Source organism: Lentzea xinjiangensis, assembly GCF_900110955.1.
Lineage (GTDB): Bacteria > Actinomycetota > Actinomycetes > Mycobacteriales > Pseudonocardiaceae > Lentzea > Lentzea xinjiangensis.
Window position 1 is genome coordinate 85,443 of record NZ_FOFR01000017.1, and the last position, 20,066, is coordinate 105,508.

Sequence of the window (20,066 nt, forward strand, 5' to 3'; positions counted from 1 at the left end):
AGCTCGGCGAGCAGCGCCCGCGACTGCGGGCGGAGGACAGGGCGTTGCTTTCCGCTCGTGCCTTCGGCCCGTGCGACGTCGCGTCGACTCCGGCTGCTGGTCGGGCCGGCTCACCTCAAGGCCGGCGACCCGCACGCCGCCCTGCCGGGCCTGCGACGATCGGTGCAGAGGGCGGTCACGCCACTGCTCCCACCGAACGGTCGGTCACCAGGGTCATCGGCCGTGCCAGCCGCGCGAACGGCGCGACCAGGCCCACCAGCGGCACCGGGGGCGTCTCATCGTCCGCTTCGGTCAGGTGCACCACCAGATCTCGACGCCGGAACACGGTGGTTCCACCGGAGACGACGGTGATACCGGCGAGCCGCCGGGCCAGTTCGCCGGCGTGCCCTGGCAGCGACTCGTACAGGACGGCCCTGCGCGGCAGCCGACCGGTGCGGCCGTTGCCGGACGCCACCCGCATCACGGCGGTCGCCAGGAACCGGCGGAAGCTCGCCTCGTCGGTCAGGTCGTGGTCGTGGACCAGGTGTGGCCGCAGCCGCTGCTCCATCGCCTGGATCTGGGGTTGCCCCGCCAGGTGCCGGACGGCGTCCGAAGGAGGGCAGGTGATGTCCACGACGCGCACCACGACGCGCCCCGCCATGAAGTCCGACGTGCGCTCCAGCAGCGCCCACCCCGTCTCCGGCCTGCACACGGCAAGGGCTGCGTACCCGGAGAGGATCTCGGCTACAACCGCCTCCGATCCGGCCCGCACCGGGAACGTCAACGCGTAGCGGTCCACGGTTCGACTTCCGGTCATCGTGACTGCGGGGAAGCCACCACAGTGACCACCGGGAGGCTGCTCGTTCATCGGAACAACACTTGGTCGACCACGGCCGGCAGGACGCCGGGATCGGGTGTGGCCGGGCTGCGCCACGCGATGAACCCGTCCGGACGGATCAGGACGGCGCCGTCGTCGGTGATGCCGTAGCGGCGGGTGAAGTCGCCGGTGGGGTCGTGCAGGGTGTCGCCGATGCGGTGGTGTTCGATCCGTGCGCCCGCGAGGGTTGCGGCCCGTTGCCAATCGTCGCCGTCGGGGCCGGCGACGAGAACCAGGTCGCGTCCCATGAGGTCGGTAGTGGACAGTGCGGTGCCGTTGTGCTCCAAGGTGATGTGAGGTGCGCGGCAGCCTGGTGCGGCGGTGGGGTGGTCGGGGTCTTCCACCGGGTGGGGAGTGGGGGTCCCGTCCGGGACGAAGGCGCCTTCGGGATAGGTGTAGCCGAACATCGTCGCCCGCTGGCGGATCGCGCTGTCGCGTGCGTCGCCTGGCTTGCCGTTGACCAGGCCGTACCGCTCGACGGTCAGTGCGGTGGTGTGCCGGGCCACGGGGAGGCGTTCGGTCTCGTAGGTGGCCAACAGGCCCGCGCCGGCCACACCGCGGTGGTGCAGGGCGATCTTCCACGCCAGGTTGAAGACGTCCTGGACGGCGGTCGCCACGCCGAAAGTGCCCACGGGCGGCATGACGTGGGCGGCGTCGCCGGCGATGAACGCCCGGCCGACGCGCATGAGGTGGGCGACCTGGCCGGAGATCTCCCACGGGGCCTCGGACACGTGGTCGATCACGATCGGCAGGTCGTCGACGCCGATGGCCGTGCGCAGCAGGTGCACGCACCGCTCCTCGGTGAAGTCCGCGACGTCGTCACCCGGCCGCAGGGAGACGGCGAACCGCCACCGCTTCGCGCCGTCGATGGACGTGAGGAACCCGTGCACGGCGGGGTTGCGCACGGTCAGCCCGACGATCTTGCGCCCGCGCAGCGGTTCACGGAGATCGGCGTCGAAGTAGATGTTGACCTTGCGCGCCAGGAGGTCTGAACCGTCCTGCCCGACGTCGAGCATGCGGCGGACAGGACTGTGCGCGCCGTCCGCCACGATGAGGTAGTCGGCACGAACACGCTCCTCACGCCCGGTGTGGTGGTCGCGCACCACCGCGACAATGCCGTCGGTCCTGTTGTCCACCGCCACCACCTCGTGGTGGTAGCGCACGTCCGCGCCGGTCTGGACGGCATGTGCGCGCAGCAGTGGTTCGAGCTGGTTCTGGTCGATCGCGGCCCACCGGCACGGGCTCAGCGAGTCCGGGCGGGTGTCGAGGCGGTTGGGCAGCCGCAGCAGTTCCGGGCCGGCCAGGGTTTCGGCGTGGGCGACGACGGTGTGGTCGGCGATCGGTGACCGCACCCGCTCGATGGTCTGCTCCAAGCCCACGGCGCGGTAGAGCTCCATCGTGCGCGGGTTGAGGGCGCGGGCCCTGGGAACGGTCGACGGTTCGGAGTGGCGCTCCACCAGCAGGGCCGGCAGGCCGTACCGGGCGAGGAACACGGCGGCGGACAGGCCGGTCACGCCCCCGCCCGCGATCAGCACCGGGATCTCAGACATGGCGCTCCCAGCGGTAGAACTCGTGCGCCATCGCGTCCTTGGGCTCGCGCCACGTGCCGGGGTCGTAGGCGGAGACGAACGGGCTCAAGTCCTGGCTGATCCGCCGGAACCGGGGGTCGTCGCGGTGCGCGGCCACCGCCTCCGCCAACGGGCGGTCGCTCTCCACCAGGTGCAGGTAGAGCTCGCCGAACCGGAACAGGCTGCGCGCCCGCACACCGAGCGCGGCGGGCAGGCCGGAGTGGCGGTCGGACTCGGCGAAGGCGGCGGCGACCTCGTCGGCGGCCTCGGGGACCATGCGGGCGACGATCAGGGTGCGGTGCACGCGACCTCCTCGACCTTGCGCTTGATCAGCGCCATCTGGACGCGGCTGTTGTCGTTGATGTGCTTGGTCATGGCGGCGTCGTCGACGGGGGCGTCGGGTTTCATCGCGAAGTCCTGCACCCAGCGCATGCGCACGCCCGTGTCGAGTTGTTCGTAGGTCCAGCGGATGTGCATCCGCTCGAACGGCCCCGTCTCGACGCGTCGGGCGGTGACGGTCCTGGTGGCCCGGTCCGCGACGCGTTCGGACACCCAGCTCCACACCCTGCCGGCCGCGTCCGGGTGCATGGTGAGGCGGAACAGCACGCGGTCGCCGTCGCGTTCGAGCACCTCGACCGAGGCGTACTCGCTGAACAGCTCCGGCCAGCGCTCGACGTCGTTGGTGCGTTCCCACACCAGCTCCATCGGCGCGTCGATGACGATCTCGTTCTCGGTGTGCCCGCTCATCCTCAGGCCCTCCCGGGCAGCAGGGCCAGCAGCTCGCGCGGCGACTGGTGCGGTCGCAGGTCGGCGTTCTTGGACACGCCGTGCTCGCGTTGCAGTTCGGCCAGCACGCCCATCAGGCCGAGGGAGTCCACGCCGAGGTCGTCGAAGGTGCGGTCGGGGTCGGTGATCTGCTCGCCGGTCACGGGAACCCCGGTGCACCGGCTGATCAACGCCGCCAGGTCGTCGGGGGAAAGTCGGGTGTCCACGTCACATACCTCCGCTGATCGGTGATTCCGGGTGGCGCAGCACGAGCGCCGAGTTCCCGCCGTACACACCGCGGGACAGCACCAGGACGGTGCGCAGGTCGACCGGGCGGGCGGCGCCGATGACCAGGTCGAGGTCGAACCGGCACTCGCGCACGCCCGGGGTGGGCGGCACGAGACCGTGTTCGAGGGCCAGCACCGCGGTGGCGACGTCGAGCACGGCCGCGGCGGAGTAGCTGCGCCCGTACCCGGCTTTGGGCGCGGTCACCGGCACTCGGCTCGCGCGCTCGCCCAGCAGCAGGCGCAACGCCTCGGCCTCGGCGGCGTCGGCGAGCGGGTCGGCCATCGCGTCGAGGAACACCGCGTCCACGTCGTCCGGGGTCAGACCCGCCTCGGCGAGCGCGCCCGCGGCGGCCCGCAGCAGTCCCTGCGCCGACCGGTCGAACCGCCGCCGACCGGTGTAGGTCGCGCCGTGCCCCGCCACCACCGCTTGCACGGTGGCCCCCCGGCGGTGCGCGGCGCCGGCGTTCTCCACGACGAGCATGGCGCCGCCCTCGGCCGGCGCGAACCCGCCGGCCCGCTTGGTGAACGGCTGGTAGGCCGTGGCCGGGTCGCCGGACGTGCTGAGCAGCCCCAGTCCGAGCTGGCAGCACATCGCGTACGGGCAGAACGGGGCTTCCGCGCCACCGACGAGCATGGCTCGCACGCCTCGTCGCAGCTCACCCCCGGCGGCGGCGAAGATGTCCAGGCCGCCCGCCTCGTCGGCGACCAGCACTCCGGACGGGCCGCGCAGGCCGTTGCCGATGGAGACCTGACCGGAGCACGCGGCGTAGAACCAGGCGATCGACTGGTAGGGGCCCACGTGCTCGGGTCCGTGCCGCCACAGCCGTTCGATCTCCCGCTGGCCGAACTCCACACCGCCGCTGTAGCCGGCTGTCATCACGCCGAACTCGAAGGGCTCCACCGCCGCCGGGTCCAGCGCGGCGTCGCGCAACGCCAGGTCGGCGGCGGCGAGGGCGAAGTGCGTGAACCGGTCGGTCTGCACGGTGATCCGCGGTTCGACCCACCCCGCCGGTTCGAACCCGGTCACCTCGCCCGCCACGGTGACCGGGTAGGGGTTGGGCTCGAGCCGCCCGATCGGCGCCAGCGCCAGGTGCCCATCGCGCACGGCGGGCCAGAACTCGCCGACCCCGAGACCGTTCGGGGCGATCACACCGACACCGGTCACGACGGGCGCGGAACCGGTGCGCGCGGGGCTCACGACCGCTCCGGTCTCGTCAGCACCACCGCGGACTGGAACCCGCCGAAGCCGCTGCCGACCGACAGCACCACGTCCAGCCGGCGCTCCCGGGCGGTGTGCGGCACGTAGTCCAGGTCGCACTCGGGGTCCGGTGTCTCCAGGTTGGCCGTCGGCGGGACCACACCGTGGACGAGGGCCAACGCGCAGGCGGCCAGTTCGATGGAGCCGATCGCCCCCAGCGAGTGGCCGATCATCGACTTGATCGAGCTGACCGGCACCTGGTGCGCTCGCTCACCCAGCAGCCGGTGGAACGCGGCGGTCTCGTGCCGGTCGTTCTGCCGGGTGCCCGAGCCGTGCGCGTTGACGTAGCCGATCTCGTCCGGCGCCACCCTGGCGTGGTCCAGCGCGCGCCGCGCGGCCTCGGCCATCTCGACGCCCTCCGTCGTCAGGCCGGTCATGTGGTGGGCGTTGCTGCGGGTGGCGAAGCCCGCGACCTGCGCCAGCACCTCGGCGCCCCGCCGACGGGCGTGGTCGAGCTCCTCCAGCACCAGCACGGCCGCGCCCTCCCCGAGCACGAACCCGTCCCGGTCGCGGTCGAACGGGCGAGCCGCGTGCGCGGGGTCGTCGTTGCGCGCCGAGGTCGCGCGAATCGCGTCGAAACAGGCCACCGTGATCGGCGAGATCGGGGACTCCGACGCCCCCGCCACCACCACGTCGGCCTGGCCGTCCTCGATGAGGCGGGCGCCGTGGCCCACGGCGTCCAGCCCGGCCGTGCACCCGCTGGACACCGTCCGCACCGGCCCGCAGGCGCCGACCCGGTCGGCGACCTCCGCGGCCAGCGTGGCGGGGGACAGGGCGCAGTGCAGGAACGGCGAGGCCGCGCCCGCGTCGACCACCCACTGCTGCCCGCGTTGCGAGGTGGCCACGTAGTCCTGCTCCAGCAGCGTCGTGCCCCCCACGGCGGAACCCATGCACACACCCAGCCGCCACGGGTCCGTGACGCCCACCTGCGCCTGTCGCCACGCCTCGTCGGCGGCGACGGAGGCGAACTGGACGTAGCGGTCCATCCGGGTGATCTCCGCGGTGGTCAGCCCCGCGTGCACCGGGTCGAAGTCGCACTCGGCGGCGATCCTCGACCGGAACCCGTCCGGGTCGAACAGGGTGATCGGCCGGGTGGCGGTGCGCCCGGAGGTGATCAGCTCCCAGAACGCCTTCGTCCCGATGCCGCCCGGTGCCACCACCCCCAGGCCGGTGACCGCCACCCGGCGCGTCACGACGCCTGCTCCGTGTCCACGTGCCCCAGATCCGGCCGGGGCGCCAGCGGGGACAGCTGGAACAGCACGCGTGCCGGTGACGTCCCGGTGTTGCGGAGGCGGTGCCGCATCCCGATCGGCACCAGGATCGCCTGGTTCGCGCCCACCTCGTGCGGCACGTCGTCCAGGTCCAGCACCACCGAGCCCTCCACGACGTAGAGGAACTCCTCGGAGTACGGGTGGTAGTGCTCGTTCACCTGTTCGCCAGGCCCGAGCAGCACGACACCCAAGAACCCGGAGGTGGCGCCGACCGTCGCCGGGCCGAGCAGGACGCGGATGTCGCCACCGCGGCGGGTGTTGGGCGCGACGTCGTCCGGGCTCATCGCGCGCTGGAGCTGGCCGGTCATGCCACCGCCCCCACCACTCGGTCGGTCACCAGCGACATCGGGCACGCCACGTCCACCAGCGGCGCGAGCCTGTCCGCGAGCGGCACGGCAGGCATGCCGTCCGAGGACTCCACCAGGTGCACGACCACGTCCCTTCGCCGGAACACCGTTGTGCCGCAACCGGAATCCGAGCCTTCGTCAGCGAGCAGCCGGGCCACCTCGCCGGCCTTGCCCGGCAACGCCCGGTAGAACGCCGCCGCACGGGGCAGGTGGCCGGAATGGCCGTTGCGGGAGGCGACCACCCGCATCACCGAGCCGGCCAGGAAACGCCGCCGGCCGTCGTCGTCGGACAGGTCGCGGTCCTGCACCAGGTGCGGCCGCAACCGCTGCTCCACGGCCTGGATCTGCGGCTGCGCGGCCAGGTGCCGGATCGCCTCCGCGGGCGGGCAGGTGATGTCCACGACCCGCACCACCACCGGTCCGACCATGAAAACCGACGTGCGGTCCAGCAGCGGGCGCGCGGCCTGCGGCCGGCCGGGCGGGGGCCCGGCGTAGCCGCCCAGGATCTCGGCCACAGCCGCCTCCGACCCCGGCCGCACCGGGAACGTCAACGCATAGCGGTTCACGACTTCACCTCCAGCAGTTGTCGATCGGTTCCGGCGTCCGGCGTGGTGGTCAGACGGACGTGGTAGCGCGAGGACTCGCGCGCCGTCGCGCACGCGACCAGCGGGGCCGCCAGCCGCCGGTGGTCGGCGCCGCGCTCCCACGCGTGGAAGTGCGCCGCGCTCGCCCACTCGCTGGTGATCACCCAGTCCTCGGGATCACCCTCCGACTGGCACAGCTGGTCACCGAGGTAACCCTCCACTTGCGACACCTGATGCCTGATCCGCCGGTAGGCGTCGAGGAAGCGGTCCTGGTCCGCGTCCGGCACGCGCAGGCGGAAGATCACCCGCAGCCGACCACGCCCGGACGCGTGGTGCTCCGCTGTCGACGCCATCTCGTCTCCTCCGGTTGTGCACAGGATGAACAGGCAGTTCGTGGTGACCGAGGGGTGATCCGCTCTGCGCGCCGACAAGGCCGGGGCCGGCCGATCGGTCGGCCATCACCCGATCGAGAGGGCGAAGCCCGGGACCAGGTCAGGAAGAACCTTCCGGGTAGGAGGCGATCCGGCAGGCGTGCGAAGCCACCGAGCGCCGCACACCCTCGTCGTGCAGCATCCGGCGGCACGTCCTGGCGTCGTCTTCCTCGCCCGTCTTCGCGATCTTGCACGCCTTGAGCACGTTGGCGTTCGCCTTGTACCCGTTCTCCATTACGTGGTCGATGCAGATCCCGGGATCGGCCTGAGCCGGCGGCCCCGTGAACGAGAACAGAACTGCGGCGGCGAACACCATGCCGGTCAGACCGGCCACACGAGGCAAACGTGACATCGGATCGTCCTCTCCTGACGCCGAACAAGGCGCTTCGCCACGCTCGGCCGGTCGTTGGTCGCCATCGAGTAACCCAGGATGCGTCCGACAAGCCGATCCGGCTCGCCCAACCCTCGATCGAGCGCAATGCCGCCCATCCGAAGGAGGAAGCCTCCCGCGGCGTGCGCGGCGTGTAGGCCGCCACCGCATCCCGTTACCCGATCGAGCACCGAATCCACTACTCGCTGAGGTTGTCTCCGATGGCAATGGACAGCCCACCGCATCGACACGTGCGGCAACCTCGCCCGCACCTTCGTCTCGCTGGTGTCGACGTGGTAGACGGGCGGAACACCGACGCCCTGCCTCCTGGCCGGACGCGTCGCGAATCGACCCTCACCACCGACGGCACGACGTGCCACGGCGGGACGGAACCCACGGGACGGACGACTTACACGAACTCTTCGGGACACCGCACGGTTTACCACTTCAACGAGGCGATGCAGCTTTCGAGCGTCGTCGACGCACTCGGCAACACGACCTCGAACGAATGGGACCGCTACGACCGGCGAAATGGGCAACCTCGTCGTACTCACCAGGCCGGACGGCACGCAGACGAGGAGCGCCTACAACGAGTGGGGTCAGCCGATCAGAGTGACCGGTCCCGGTGACCTGACCCGGCGAATCGACTACGACGAGCGCGGGAACGTCGTCGCCCTGACCGACCCGGCGGGCGCCGTCATCATGACGGAGCGGGACGCCCGCGGAACCGTCAGGCAGGTGGTCGATCCGACCGGAGCGATCCGCCGTGTCGTGAGCAACGCCGCCTGACTGCCCTTGATGCTGATCGGCCGGACGGCGCGACCACCCGGTACGTGCGGGACGCGTTCGGCCGGGTCAGCCAGGCCGTGGATCCCGCCGGGAACGTGCGGCGGATGACGTGGACCGTCGAGGGCCAGCTTCTCACGCACACCATGCCGGACGGCTCGGTCGAGCGGTGGAGGTACGACGGAGAGGGCAACGCCGTCGAGCACACCAACGCGATCGGCGGGGTCACGCGGATCGAGACCACGCACTTCGACCTCGTCGCGGCCGAGACGACGCCGGACGGGCGACACAGTGGCGCGCTTCGAGTACGACGCGGAGCAGCGGCTGGTTCGGGCCGCGAGCGACGACGTCCTGCTCGAGCTGGAACGGGACCCGGCCGGCCGCGTGGTCGCCGAGACCGTCAACGGCCGCACCGTGTGGTCCACGTACGACACGTTTGGCCGGCGCATCAGCCGGGTTATCCCGACGGGCGCAATCAGCCGGTGGGAGTACCACGACGCGGACCAGCCTGCTCGGCTGCACACGGCGGGCCGGGTCATCACGTTCGGCTACGACCCGGCGGGCCGGGAGATCGAGCGCCTGCTGGACACGGGCGTGGCGATGACGCAGACCTGGGACCGGAACAGCCGGCTGGTCTCGCAGGTCCTGCACAAGCCAGGGCAGCAGCGGGCCACGCAGCAAAGCACTTTCCGATACCGCGCGGACGGGTACACCAGTGCCGTGGCCGACGGCGTGACCGGGATGCGGCAGTACAACCTCGACCCGGTCGGGCGGGTCACAGCGGTGAACGGCAACGGGTGGCACGAGGCGTACACCTACGACGCGGCCGGCTGCATCACGTCTGCGGCGTCCCCGAGCGCGGACTCCCGCGGACCGAGGCAGTATGACGAGACGCTCGTACTGACCACGGGCGACATGCGGTTCTCCTACGATCCGCAGGGCCGGATGGTCATCCGGCAGAAGAAGCGCTTGTCCCGCAAGCCGGAAACCTGGCGCTACGAGTGGAACGCCGAAGACCGGCTGGCCGGTGTGACGACCCCGGACGGAACCCGTTGGCGCTACCTGTACGACCCGCTGGGCCGACGGGTCGCCAAGGAAAAGCTCGCTGCGGACGGCAGCACGACCGAACGCACCGACTTCACGTGGGACGGCCCGGTGCTCGCCGAACAGGTGCGTTCCGACGGCCGTGCGACGAGCTGGGACTTCGCGCCGGGCAGGTTCGAACCGGTAGCCCAGACCGAACGCCGGGCGACGTCCTCGCAGGAGTGGGTGGACGAGCAGTTCTACGCGATCGTCACCGACATCGTCGGCACACCGACAGAACTGGTCGACCCCGACGGGCAGATCGCGTGGCGGTCCCGGACGACCGCGTGGGGCGAGCAGATCGGCCGGCCACTCGGCGCCGCGCACACCCCGTTGCGTTCCCCAGGCCAGTACTTCAACGAAGAAACCGGGCTGCACTACAACTACGTGCGCTACTACGACCCGGCTTCCGGGCGCTTCACCTCCACCGACCCGCTTGGCATCAACGGCGGCGACGACTGCCACGCCTACGTGGTCAACCCCGGAACCTGGATCGACCCGTACGGCCTCGGCGGGGCGCTGCCGAGGAAGTGGTACAACCACAGCGACGGCTGGACCCTCGGCCTTGCCGTGTTCCCCATCGCCGGATCACACGATTTCGAGTTCCACGTTCACCGCAACGGCGAGGAGATCGGAGTCTGGGGCAGCGAAGGCTGGTTCCTGAAGCACCGCCTCAGCCGAATCCCGGATCCAGGCGAAGTACCGCCCCACATCGAGGGTAGGTTGAAGAACCTGTCCATCGACCTGCTGCGCAAGGGGGACAGGTTGCCGGAGAAGGGGTCAGCGGACGTCACCGGCGACAAGTGGAAGCGCCCACGCCTGTCGAACAAGTGTGAAACCTGATGAAGTACGTCCTCTTCCCCTACGACTACCGCCCGTACGAGGAGCACCTTCCGGAGTTCGTCGACCGGCTGCCCGAAGGCGCGCGCCGGTTCGCGACCGATCCGGACCACTACGACTTCTCCGCAGCGCGGTGCGTCAAGGATCTGCTGGTCGACCGGATCAACTACTTCGACGACTACCAGACCGTAGACGTGGAGATCGGCTTCCGGTTCGAGCCGCGACCGGGCCCGTATCCGCCGGCGTTGGTCATCCGGTACACCGATGCGCGGACCTTCTCCATCGATGTGGGTGAGCGCCAGCCGGCGGGTGTCCGGCTGGGCGACCTCGCGCTGGACGAGATCCTTCCCCATGAACACGGTATCAGCCACGAGCTCGCGTTCCACGCCGGCACCATCCTGGTGACAGCCAAGGACCTGAGCGCCACGTGGGACGACTCCGTCTTCTGAGCACCGCACAGCACGGCAGCAGTTCGATCGGGTCTGATCTCCCAGAGCCTCCAACGGACGGAAATGCGCGGACGACCCCTGCGGGATGACCTCAAAGGCAGACCTCAGTCGTACTCCATCGTCAGCGACGTGCGACAGCTGAACGCGTCGACGGTCCGCAACGCCTCGCCCTCACGGCGCGCCACCGGACCCCGATGGGGCGCACCGACCGGCTTCACTCGGTGAACATCGTACAAGAATGTATTTTGTCGAACCTCTTGGCAGCGAGGTCGTCCTCGTCGATCAGGAAACACCCGTAGTAGAACTCGCTCTCCGTGGAGAACTGGGCGAGCGGCACCCACTGCCGTACCAGCCGCTCCTCCTCTTCGTGCTCCAGGCGCCGCCACTCGTCCTGGGACATCTCGGGGTTCGCCCTGCGCTGCCCCTGCGCGTGGACCCCGGCCATCTGCGAGTGCGGGCTGTGCCCACTGCCGATGTTGCGGCAGTACCCGCCGAGTTGGAGCGTGCTGTGGTGGTTCGGCCTCTCCTCCGGCCAGAGCTGCTCGACGACCTCGCACAACTCGTCGAGGTGCTTCAGCGAGCCGAACAACTCCTTCACATCGGCCGTCGCGAACTGGACGTCCCGATCCTCGATCCACTCCGGCAACTCTGGCCGCACCCGCGCGACGATCCAGTGCTCGGGGATGAGGAACGGAATGGTCTCGTCCATGTAGGTCGACCTGGAGTCGTGGCCGGGCGGCGGCGCCGCCTCCTCGGTCTCCGTGCCCGCAGGAACGTACAGAACCCGCGAGTAGTCGGTAGTGGGGTACTCCTCGATGTCTTCCTCGTGGTGCAGGAAAAACAACAGCGACCCGTCCTCCGGCAGACCGAACCCCTCGGCCCGAGGAAGAGCCGCACAGTCGACAGACCCGATGAACGGCAACGGGAAGCTACCCCCCGGCCATTCCACGCCCACCGGTAACCGGGGAAGGCCGCCGACCTGACCGACGACTTCGCCCTCACCCGTGCTCAGCCAGGTCCAGACCCCGAACCGGATCAGCTCGGCGAACTTGCCGATCTCGTCCTCGGGAATGCCGCGATCGACTGCGGCACTGCGGAACTGCTCATAACGATCCATGACAGGGATGATCGCAGATCGTGTGACCGTTCTTGCAGAACGGTCCTATTGAGACGGAGCGGATTCCGCCACTCACCCCGATCCACTGCGGAGCCACGGAAGTGCTCGTATCGATCCATGCCGCGCGGCGTGCTCGCAAACGATGAACCCCTCCCGCCCGCCGAACACCGGCGGGCGCGCGGACACCGCCTTGGAACTCCTAACTCAATGAGAGGTCGCGGAGTCGGCGCCAGCAGATGATGCCGCAGGCCAGGCTGAGGAAGGCTTCGTGGATGTCGTCGCGGATCTCCCAGCGGATCCGCAGGCGACGGAACCAGTGCAGCAGCGCGAAGGTCTGCTCGACAACCCAGCGATACACGCCCAGACCGGAGCCGTGTTCACTGCCGCGGCGGGCGATCACGGGTGTGATGCCCTTGTCGTGCACCAGGGCGCGGTACTTGTCGTGGTCGTAGCCGCGGTCGGCGTACACCGCGTCGGGCGGGAACCGGGGCCGGCCGCGTTTGCCGCGCACCGGCGGGATCTGCTCGATCAGCGGCATAGGCTGGGTGACGTCGTTGCGGTTGCCGCCGGTGAGCGACACGGCCAGCGGGATGCCGTGCCCTTCGGTGATCAGATGGTGCTTCAAGCCGGTCCTGGCGCGATCGACCGGGCTCGCTCCCGTTTTGGGCCGCCCTTGAGAGCAGGCACGTGCGAGCCCTCGATCACCGCCCGCGACCAGTCCAGCGCGCCCGCGGCGTTGAGCTCGGCGAGCAGGTTCTCGTGCAGCCGCTGCCACACCCCGGCCTGATGCCAGTCCCGCAGCCGCCGCCAAGCGGTCATGCCCGAGCCGAAACCGAGCTCCTGGGGCAGGAACTCCCACGGGATATCGGTGTAGAGCACGAACAGGATGCCGCACAACACCTTGCGGTCATCCAGCCGCTTACGTCCCGGATGATCCGCGCGTCGCGACACCACCGGACGCAGCGGCTCGATCCGCCTGTGTGAACTATGGCGATGAGATCGCGCTGACTTCCAGGAACGCGACTCCTGCAGGCTGGTGCGGTTCCGTTCAGGTTCGTTGAGGACCGTTCTGGTGCGTCCAGCGCACGACGCTGCTCCCGATCCGCTTCCAGAGTGTGCTCCCACGGCTGACGTACTGCTTTCGTCGCCGCCATGAGCGTCCTGTGACGCAAGAGGAGAAGTCGGCCTGGGGGACTTCAGCCGTCTTCCCCTTCCCTCTCGTCGAGTATCTCGGTCCCGTTCCACACGAAGCGGGCGGTGGTCACGGCCTCTTCTCCGTCGCCACCCGTGATCAGCTGGTGGATCGCGATGCCGTCCAGTTCACGGTAGGTGCACCACTCGTGGTCGGAGGTGAGCACGAGGTCCAGGTCCAGTGCGGACAGCAACTCGAAGACCTGGCCGCGGTTGACTGTGTCGACGCCGACGAAGACCTCGTCCAGCAGGATGACCCGCGGTGCGCGGGCGACTGCCTGATAGTGGGCTGCCACGGCGGCGAACAAGGGTAGGTGCAGCGCGATCGCCTTCTCACCTCCGGAGAGCGCTCCGTGAAGTTTCTTGGTCAACGGCTGCCACCCCGTGCCATTCATGCGGTCGAGTTTCACCACGAACCGGTGCCAGGCGGTGTAGTCGAACACCTGACCCAGTTGCTGTTCCCAGCCTGCGGCGGACTCATCGGCCTTGGCCTGCTCGACGCGCTCGCGGAAGAATCGGTGCAGCGACTCGCGATCGGCCTCGCTCAACCGCACCGGATCTTTGAGCAGGAGGTCGCGTGCCGCCTTCGTGCCGGCCGGCAGGTCTGGTGAGACTTCCCACACCAGCCGCACCGCCACTTTGGACGCGGTGCGCACGCGCTCCAAGCGAGCGTTCATGCCGTCGACCAGTTCATGCGCCTGCCGTATTCGGGCGGCGAGGTGACGGCGAGTGTCGCCAGTGAGGGTTCGGTCGAACAGTTCGCGTTCTTGTGCGGTGATGTCCTTCCGGCTGCGCTCGGCGTCGGATCGGAGCCGATCGAACAGCGCCGACGCACCGATGCGCATTCCGTCCACCATTGCGGAGAAGACCTGGACGTCCTCGTCGGAGTCGAGTTCGAGATCGGCGCGACCGCCGAGCACCTCGCGGGACGCGTGCACCTCCTCGGCCAACCGATGTGCGGCGTCGCCGATGTTCTTCGGTGAGTGGGGGAGTGCTGGCCACGAGGCCGCGACCGTCCTCGCCGCGTCGAGAGCCGCCCGGACACCAGTGGACGTCGTGAGCGCCTCGGTGAACGCGGTCATGTCGTGCAAGCCGCTGTCCGCTGGGAAGCTGCCGTTCGCCAGGTGGCGGAAGCGATTTGCCGCCTGGTCGCGAACGCCGATGGCGCTGTCACGAACCTCCGCGTCGGTGGCGCGCCGGGTGGTCAGCTCGCCCAGCCGCTCGGCCAGGCCGCTGATCTCCTTGCGTGTCCTGCTCGCTCGCTGCTTGAGCTCGCCGAGCTCGACCCGCAGGGCTCCGAGCGCGTCGAGCACGCTCCGGTAGTCGACGCCGATGGTGCTCTCGACGGCGTCCAGCTCACTGTCCAGTCTGCTCGCGACGGCTTCGGCTTCGTCCGCCTCGTCCTCTCGCTGATCGGCGGCGAGCCGGGAGCGCTGTGCCTGCTCGGCGGTTCGGTCGGCTTCGCGACGCGCCGCGACCAGGGTGGCGTGCTCGTCGATCCACGCGTCAGCGGCGGCGCGGAAGGCGTTCACGGCATCCGCCACGGTGTCGAGCGCTTTTCGCTCCGCGGGCAGTCCGTGTTCGGCTGCGGCTGCGGTCAGCTCGCGCAGGGCGCGGTCCACGCGCTGCTCGCGCTTCGACAGGGTGTCCAGCGAACGCCGGACTATGCCATCGGCGGTGGAGACCGCCGCCTCCGCCCTGGTGAGCGCTTCCAGAGCCGCGTCCGCGTCGGCGTGGCTGGGCCGCGCGTCGCGATCGGCTTGGACGGCCGACCTGCGTGACGCAAGCGTTCGCAGTGCGGCGGTGTGCGTCTCGATCAGCCCCTCCGACGTGGTGATCCGCTCGCGCAGTTCGGTCAACCGGCGCTGCCTGGCCCGCTGCCGGGCGAGCGCGCCGATGTGCGCGGCCTCGTCCTTCTGCCACGTGCCGCGCAGGGTGCCCAAGCGCCAGCCGCCATCGGCGCCGATCGCCGCCGGGTGCCCCTCTGGTGGATGTTCGCCGAAGGCCACCTCGGCCAGCAGGCGGGTGACGACGCCAGTGGCCACGGGTGTGTCCGACTCGGGCACGAGGACCTCGGTGAGCGACCGGCCCGGCGCCACAAGTACGGAGCCGGGCACGGCGAACGTGTCGTGCCCGGTGATCGCACCGTCGTGGCCGACCCAGGCGTCCAACAGGCCCGACGCTTGAAGTGCGGCTTCCACCGACGCGCGGACCTCCTCGGGCACCGCGTCCGCAAAGCGGACCAGCCGCCACAGCGGCGCGCCGTTCATCCTTGCGCGGTCGGTGGTGCGGGTGTGTGGTGGCAGGGGAGGCAGGTCCTGTTCGGCAAGCAGCCGGCGGATCTCCTCGCGCAATGCGCCACGTTCACGTTCGGCGTCTGCCCGCGCCGTTTCGATCAGGGTCTCCTCCCTGGTGACGGCGTCCAGCACGCGCCCTGCGACGGTGTCGACCTGGGTCAGCACGGCGGTCTCCGCCGTGGCGAGGCCTGCCAGCACACCGGGCTCGGGGAAGATGAGTTCGCGGCAGCCCGCCGCCCACGTCACGATGGCGGCTTGCAGCTTCGCAAGCGCTTCATCGCGGCGGTCGCTCAGCACCGCGCGGCGTTCAGCGGCCTCCGCGAGTGCTTCCCTGGCCTCGTCCAGTGCCTGCTCCGCCTCCTCCCTGCCCGCGACGGCGACCCCGTGCTCCCTCAATGCGGCGCGCACGGCTCCCACCTGTTCGCCTCGGGCCTGCACCGCGGCGCGCAGCAGAGCCCGCGACCGCGAGGGATCGGCGAGGGTTCGAGCGATCTCCGCGTGGACGGAGGCCAGCCCGACGCGGGTGGCGTCGGTCGAGGCGACTTCGGCCAGCGCCGCGGTGGTCTCGGTCCGTGTCTCCGCATGCCTGGCGGCGATGTCCGCGGCCTCCACATCAGCCTGGGCGGTCTCGCGATGGCGGGTCGCGTCGGCGCGCCTCGTCGTTGCGGTCGCACGCGCCTGGCGGACCTGGGTTCGTAGCCGGTCGAGCTGTTCACCCTTCCGGTACGCCTCACTGCCGATCAGGCCTTGGACACGCCCTTCGGCTTCGATGATCCGCCGTTCCAGCTGATCCTCAAGCTCTTCGGCTTCTTCCTTGCGCCGCGCCGCACGTTCGTGCTCCTCGGCCGAGAGCTTCGCGGCCTCTGCCAGGTTGCCGAGCTCGGTCGTCGCGGAGATCAGCTTCGCTGCGGCGGCGCGCAGCACGCGCTGGGCGTACGCGCGTTGCCTTGCACTGAGGCGCTGCGCTGCTTCCACTTCCGCGTCCATGCGGTTGAGCTGTTCACGTTGCCGGTCCAGGCGTTCGAAGCCTTCGGCCAGATCGCTGATCTCCGCCTCGCCGAGCGGCGGCAGGGCCTTGGACAGCAGCGTGGACAGCAGCACGGGGTCGAGCCGCTGCGACAGCTTGGGCGTGCGGAGCTGGAGCAGGGCCGTGATGAGTGCGTCGTAGCGCTGTTCGCTCAAACCGGGGAACAGGGTCGAGCGCACGGTGGCGCGATAGTCCGCGGCGTTCTGGTGGAGGACCCCCTGCTCGCTGAGCGCGGCTTCCAGCGCCTTGGTGGTGAGGGGAGCGCCGTGCTGGTCAGTGAGCGAGAGGCCGTTCGGTACACCGATGCGGAGGTCGGTGGTGAAGTAGTCGGGGTGCACGGTGGTGGTGTGCTTGGTCGCGGCCAGCCGTGCGCCGCAGGAGAACCATCTGTCTTGCGAGCCGCTCGCCGCGGGGAAGCGGAACTCGAGCCACACGTAGCCGACCCTCGTGGTACCGGACGCGCCGTCTCCCATTAGGTTCCAGTGCATGGTGCGCTCGGAAGTGCCGAAGGTGGACAGCCGGTTGGCGCGCAGGTTTGCGTCGTACAGGAAGGGCAGGAGCAGCTCCAGCGCCTTCGACTTGCCGGTGCCGTTGGGGCCGCGTAGCAGCAACCGTCCTCTGTGGAACGTGAAGACCTCGTCGTAGTAGCGCCACACGTTCAGGATCCCGGCGCGTTCCGGTGTCCACCTGGCCACCGCCTCGCGCTCCGTGCTTGAGACGGCAATGGCGCTCGGCAGTTCGGTCACCGTCATGGCTCGTCCTCGACGTCGTCGGCGCTGGTTCGGGTCACCGCGTAGCGGGCGGCTGCGGGACGGGCTCGCACGACTCCACCGCTGACCCGGACGAGGCCGAACGCGACCAGCACGTCCAGCGCGTCGGTGACCAGTCGGCCGGGGCCGTTCTCGTCGCGATAACCCTTGGCCCACTTGGGGAATCGGCTCAGCAACGCGTCGGCCTCACCGCGCAGCTGTTCAACGGCGACTGGTCCGGACGCGGACGCGATCCCGTCCAGGAGCAGCAGGGCGGCGACCTTGGCGTTGCTCGAGTCGTCCGGGAACCGGCTGTCGGTGGCCAGGCCGTCCGGATCGACCAACATGAAACCCTCGGCACGTTCCTCCACCAGGAAGCCCGCCTGATCGGCGGCCCGGCGCAGCAGCTGGCCACCTGTCGGAGATTCCAAGTAGGCGAGTTCCGCAGGCGTCAGCTCGTCGCGGTGCACGACCGGGTCCTCGACGAGCCTGCGGAACACCGAGTGCCGCAGCCGCAGGTTGCGCCGCACGTCGGACACCTCGTCGTCGGTGTCGCCGTAACGCCGTTCGCGGGACAGCCTCGTCAGCAGCTCCGGGAAGCGCAGCGGGACCTCGTCGGCGGGTACCGCCACCTGCGAGGCGCCGACCGGGGCCGCCGGCAGTCGCATGAGCAGCGTGGCATCCACCCGGTAGAGGACCTTCGCTGCGGCGGAGTCCACGTACGCGTCGGTGGCGCCGTCCACCACCTCGACCGCGCCGAACGATTCCAGCAGGCGCAGCGCGTCGACGAACGCCATCCGCTCGGCGCGACTGGACGTGTCGAACCGTGGCACGGCCGGGTCCACAGCGCAGGCCTGTACGACGCGGTCCGCCAACAGCCCGATGGTGGTGACCGGAATCGCCAGCAGTTCGGCGGCCACCACGCACATCAGCGTGTACCGGCGGCGGTCGAACGGGGCACGGCTGGCGCGGTGCCGTCGTGCCGGACGGGTGGGATCGGTGGCGAGTCTGACCTTGGCCAGCCGCGCGTATCCCAAGCGCGGCTCGACCACGAGCGACCACCCGCAGTAGTAGTCGAACCACTTCTCGACCGGGTCCCGCCGCCTGCGCACGAGGTCGAAGGTCTCCGGTGCGCTCCTGGCGCTGATCAGCGGTGCCGCGAGGAGCAGGCGGATCGCCCGCGCGACCTCTTCGCGCTCGGCGATGACCAGCTGGTTCGCGAGGTTGCTCATCCGGTCTCAGCTTCCCTGGGCCGTGTCGTGCGGCCACCCTGTGTGCGGATCTCGACGTCGTAGTCCGGGCTGATGAACACCCCGCGCGGGCTCTGGATCACGGCGTGCTCCCGGTGCTCCCGCGGTGGAGTCAGTAAGATCTCCACCCGTCCGTCGCCTGTGGTGGCCCGGTGGACCCCGTGCTGGTCCGGTGCTGTGGCCAAGGCTCGTCCGAGCAACTCCAGCAGTCGTTCGAGCACCTCGTGCTCCAGTTGCGCGAACCGGGAGAGCCGGATGCCGCCTCCGGTGTCCAGCTGGTCCCAGGCGGCTTTCAGCGCGGCCCGCTCAGCGCGAGCCCGTTCGGCACGCACCGCCTTGACCTCCGCCACGTCGCGCACTCGCCCTGTGCGGCTGAACCGCTCCGTCCGGCCCGCACTGCGCAGGAGCGCGGACACCTCCACGGGCGGTGCCTCGGACCAGCCGGCGGACGAGCTGACCAGTTCGGGATCGGCGTGCGCGAGGTGGGCGTGCCGGGCCGAACCGAGGCCGAAAGCCGTGGTCCACAACAGGTGCAGGTCTTCCTCCGACGGCGCCGCGGCGAACCAGCGGGCCAGCTCGCGGAAGTCTGCCGCCGCACTGGTCGACCGGCGCCGGGACTCGGTGATCCGATCCAGGACCTGCAACAACGCGATGATCGCGCGTCGAGCGACCGCGAACAGCTGCTCGGCACGTGGCGTGCTGCCGTCTACCGGAAGGAACCACGCCCGCAATCCCTCCCACCTGGCCCGGCGCAGCTCCAGCCACGCCACGTCCGCACCGTCGCCTTCGGTGGGCGGGAGCTCTGCGCCGAGCAACGCCCGGTGGTGCAACAGAGGCACACCGTAGCCCTTGACCACGGCGATGCGACTGGCGATCGCGTGCGTGCGCTGCTCCAGGTTCGTGGTGAACTCCTGGAGGTAGGCCACGGTCGCCGCCTTGACCTCGCGGAAGGTGTCCTGGTCCGCGCCCTCGGTGCGCAGCAGGCGCTGGAGTTCGCCGTTGAACTGCTTCGTGTTGCCCCGCAGGGCTTCCAGATGACCTTCGAGTTCGACCAGCGTGCTGAAGACCCGGCGATCCGGCGCGGCGGGATCACTGAGGTGCACGGCCAGTTCAGCGAGCCGGTCCGCGATCGCGTCGAGCACGGCGGTCTGGAGTGCCCCGGTCGAGGCCAGCACGCCCATCGCGTGCACCACCCCGGCCAGTGCGGCCTCACCTCGTCTGGTCAGCGAGTACTGGATGTTGCGCCGCTCGTACTCGTCGGCGGTTCGATAGTTCTCGGCGTGGTTCTGGGTGACGTCGAGCAGCCCCCAGCCGCGCAGGCTGCCCAGAGCGTCGACGAGGTCCTGATCGTCGAGGGGGTCGAGCCAACCGACAGAACGAAGTCTCGACCGCACGTCGTCCAGCCCGAGAGCGGTCTCAAGCCGTTCGTTGGCCTCGCCGAACGCATGCAGGATCGCGACGTACAGCTCCGCCCGCTCGCCCGTGGTGAACCGGAACATCTCCGATGGCACGCGCATGGCAGCCAAGGCTTCCCCTCCCC

19 protein-coding genes are annotated in these 20,066 nt (G+C 70.1%); 3 read left to right on the forward strand and 16 right to left on the reverse strand.

Annotation, left to right across the window (positions count from 1 at the left end):
- Window positions 1-175: 175 nt before the first annotated feature.
- The 11 genes from BMW88_RS29885 to BMW88_RS29935 form a co-directional block, all read right to left on the reverse strand.
- Window positions 176-796, reverse strand: coding sequence for a SchA/CurD-like domain-containing protein (locus tag BMW88_RS29885; RefSeq protein WP_177221463.1), 621 nt, complete (start codon window positions 794-796; stop codon window positions 176-178).
- A 47-nt stretch (window positions 797-843) separates the two neighbouring features.
- Window positions 844-2,406 (reverse strand): FAD-dependent monooxygenase, encoded by a 1,563-nt coding sequence (locus tag BMW88_RS29890; protein ID WP_089956966.1) that lies wholly within the window; start codon window positions 2,404-2,406, stop codon window positions 844-846.
- Window positions 2,399-2,728 (reverse strand): TcmI family type II polyketide cyclase, encoded by a 330-nt coding sequence (locus tag BMW88_RS29895; protein WP_089956969.1) that lies wholly within the window; start codon window positions 2,726-2,728, stop codon window positions 2,399-2,401. Before BMW88_RS29895 ends, BMW88_RS29890 begins: the two co-directional genes overlap by 8 nt.
- On the reverse strand, window positions 2,713-3,171 hold the full coding sequence (locus BMW88_RS29900; RefSeq protein ID WP_089956971.1) for an SRPBCC family protein: 459 nt from the start codon (window positions 3,169-3,171) through the stop codon (window positions 2,713-2,715). The genes BMW88_RS29895 and BMW88_RS29900 overlap by 16 nt, the downstream gene beginning before the upstream one ends.
- 2 nt (window positions 3,172-3,173) lie before the next feature.
- On the reverse strand, window positions 3,174-3,416 hold the full coding sequence (locus BMW88_RS29905; RefSeq protein WP_177221464.1) for an acyl carrier protein: 243 nt from the start codon (window positions 3,414-3,416) through the stop codon (window positions 3,174-3,176).
- 1 nt (window position 3,417) lies between these two features.
- Entirely contained in the window at window positions 3,418-4,674 is a 1,257-nt protein-coding gene (locus BMW88_RS29910; RefSeq protein WP_089956974.1) for a beta-ketoacyl synthase N-terminal-like domain-containing protein, read from the reverse strand.
- Window positions 4,671-5,927, reverse strand: a complete 1,257-nt coding sequence (locus tag BMW88_RS29915) for a beta-ketoacyl-[acyl-carrier-protein] synthase family protein (protein WP_089956976.1) — start codon at window positions 5,925-5,927, stop codon at window positions 4,671-4,673. The genes BMW88_RS29910 and BMW88_RS29915 overlap by 4 nt, the downstream gene beginning before the upstream one ends.
- A complete protein-coding gene (locus BMW88_RS29920) occupies window positions 5,924-6,313 on the reverse strand; it encodes a cupin domain-containing protein (protein WP_089956979.1) in 390 nt (129 codons plus the stop codon). Before BMW88_RS29920 ends, BMW88_RS29915 begins: the two co-directional genes overlap by 4 nt.
- Window positions 6,310-6,918, reverse strand: a complete 609-nt coding sequence (locus tag BMW88_RS29925; protein WP_177221465.1) for a SchA/CurD-like domain-containing protein — start codon at window positions 6,916-6,918, stop codon at window positions 6,310-6,312. The genes BMW88_RS29920 and BMW88_RS29925 overlap by 4 nt, the downstream gene beginning before the upstream one ends.
- Window positions 6,915-7,289, reverse strand: coding sequence for an antibiotic biosynthesis monooxygenase family protein (locus tag BMW88_RS29930; RefSeq protein ID WP_089957183.1), 375 nt, complete (start codon window positions 7,287-7,289; stop codon window positions 6,915-6,917). Before BMW88_RS29930 ends, BMW88_RS29925 begins: the two co-directional genes overlap by 4 nt.
- A 139-nt stretch (window positions 7,290-7,428) precedes the next feature.
- Complete coding sequence (locus BMW88_RS29935; protein WP_143116316.1) at window positions 7,429-7,719, reverse strand: hypothetical protein; 291 nt, start codon at window positions 7,717-7,719, stop codon at window positions 7,429-7,431.
- Window positions 7,720-8,268: 549 nt separating this feature from the next.
- On the opposite strand from BMW88_RS29935, the gene BMW88_RS29940 reads away from it, so the two are divergent.
- From BMW88_RS29940 to BMW88_RS29955, 3 genes are all read left to right on the forward strand, one after another.
- Complete coding sequence (locus tag BMW88_RS29940) at window positions 8,269-8,526, forward strand: RHS repeat domain-containing protein (RefSeq protein WP_089956986.1); 258 nt, start codon at window positions 8,269-8,271, stop codon at window positions 8,524-8,526.
- A 288-nt stretch (window positions 8,527-8,814) separates the two neighbouring features.
- Window positions 8,815-10,449, forward strand: coding sequence for an RHS repeat domain-containing protein (locus BMW88_RS29950; RefSeq protein ID WP_089956989.1), 1,635 nt, complete (start codon window positions 8,815-8,817; stop codon window positions 10,447-10,449).
- Window positions 10,449-10,895: a hypothetical protein gene (locus BMW88_RS29955; RefSeq protein WP_089956992.1), complete on the forward strand. Its 447-nt coding sequence runs from the start codon at window positions 10,449-10,451 to the stop codon at window positions 10,893-10,895. The genes BMW88_RS29950 and BMW88_RS29955 overlap by 1 nt, the downstream gene beginning before the upstream one ends.
- 214 nt (window positions 10,896-11,109) lie before the next feature.
- On the opposite strand, the gene BMW88_RS29960 is transcribed toward BMW88_RS29955, so the two are convergent.
- From BMW88_RS29960 to BMW88_RS29980, 5 genes are all read right to left on the reverse strand, one after another.
- Window positions 11,110-12,012, reverse strand: coding sequence for a DUF1963 domain-containing protein (locus BMW88_RS29960; RefSeq protein ID WP_089956994.1), 903 nt, complete (start codon window positions 12,010-12,012; stop codon window positions 11,110-11,112).
- A 199-nt stretch (window positions 12,013-12,211) separates the two neighbouring features.
- A protein-coding gene (locus BMW88_RS29965; protein WP_177221470.1) for an IS5 family transposase occupies window positions 12,212-12,984 on the reverse strand; the annotation gives its coding sequence in 2 pieces (ribosomal slippage) (window positions 12,212-12,678 and window positions 12,678-12,984; 774 coding nt in all).
- Between the two features lie 224 nt (window positions 12,985-13,208).
- Window positions 13,209-17,279 carry a TIGR02680 family protein gene (locus tag BMW88_RS29970; RefSeq protein WP_089956997.1) on the reverse strand — a complete coding sequence of 1,357 codons (4,071 nt, stop codon included), beginning with the start codon at window positions 17,277-17,279 and terminating at the stop codon, window positions 13,209-13,211.
- The gene (locus BMW88_RS29975) at window positions 17,276-18,508 is read right to left on the reverse strand and encodes a TIGR02678 family protein (protein ID WP_089957000.1); all 1,233 of its coding nucleotides are present in this window, start codon (window positions 18,506-18,508) and stop codon (window positions 17,276-17,278) included. Before BMW88_RS29975 ends, BMW88_RS29970 begins: the two co-directional genes overlap by 4 nt.
- Entirely contained in the window at window positions 18,505-20,043 is a 1,539-nt protein-coding gene (locus tag BMW88_RS29980; protein WP_245778158.1) for a TIGR02677 family protein, read from the reverse strand. Before BMW88_RS29980 ends, BMW88_RS29975 begins: the two co-directional genes overlap by 4 nt.
- Window positions 20,044-20,066 lie beyond the last annotated feature (23 nt).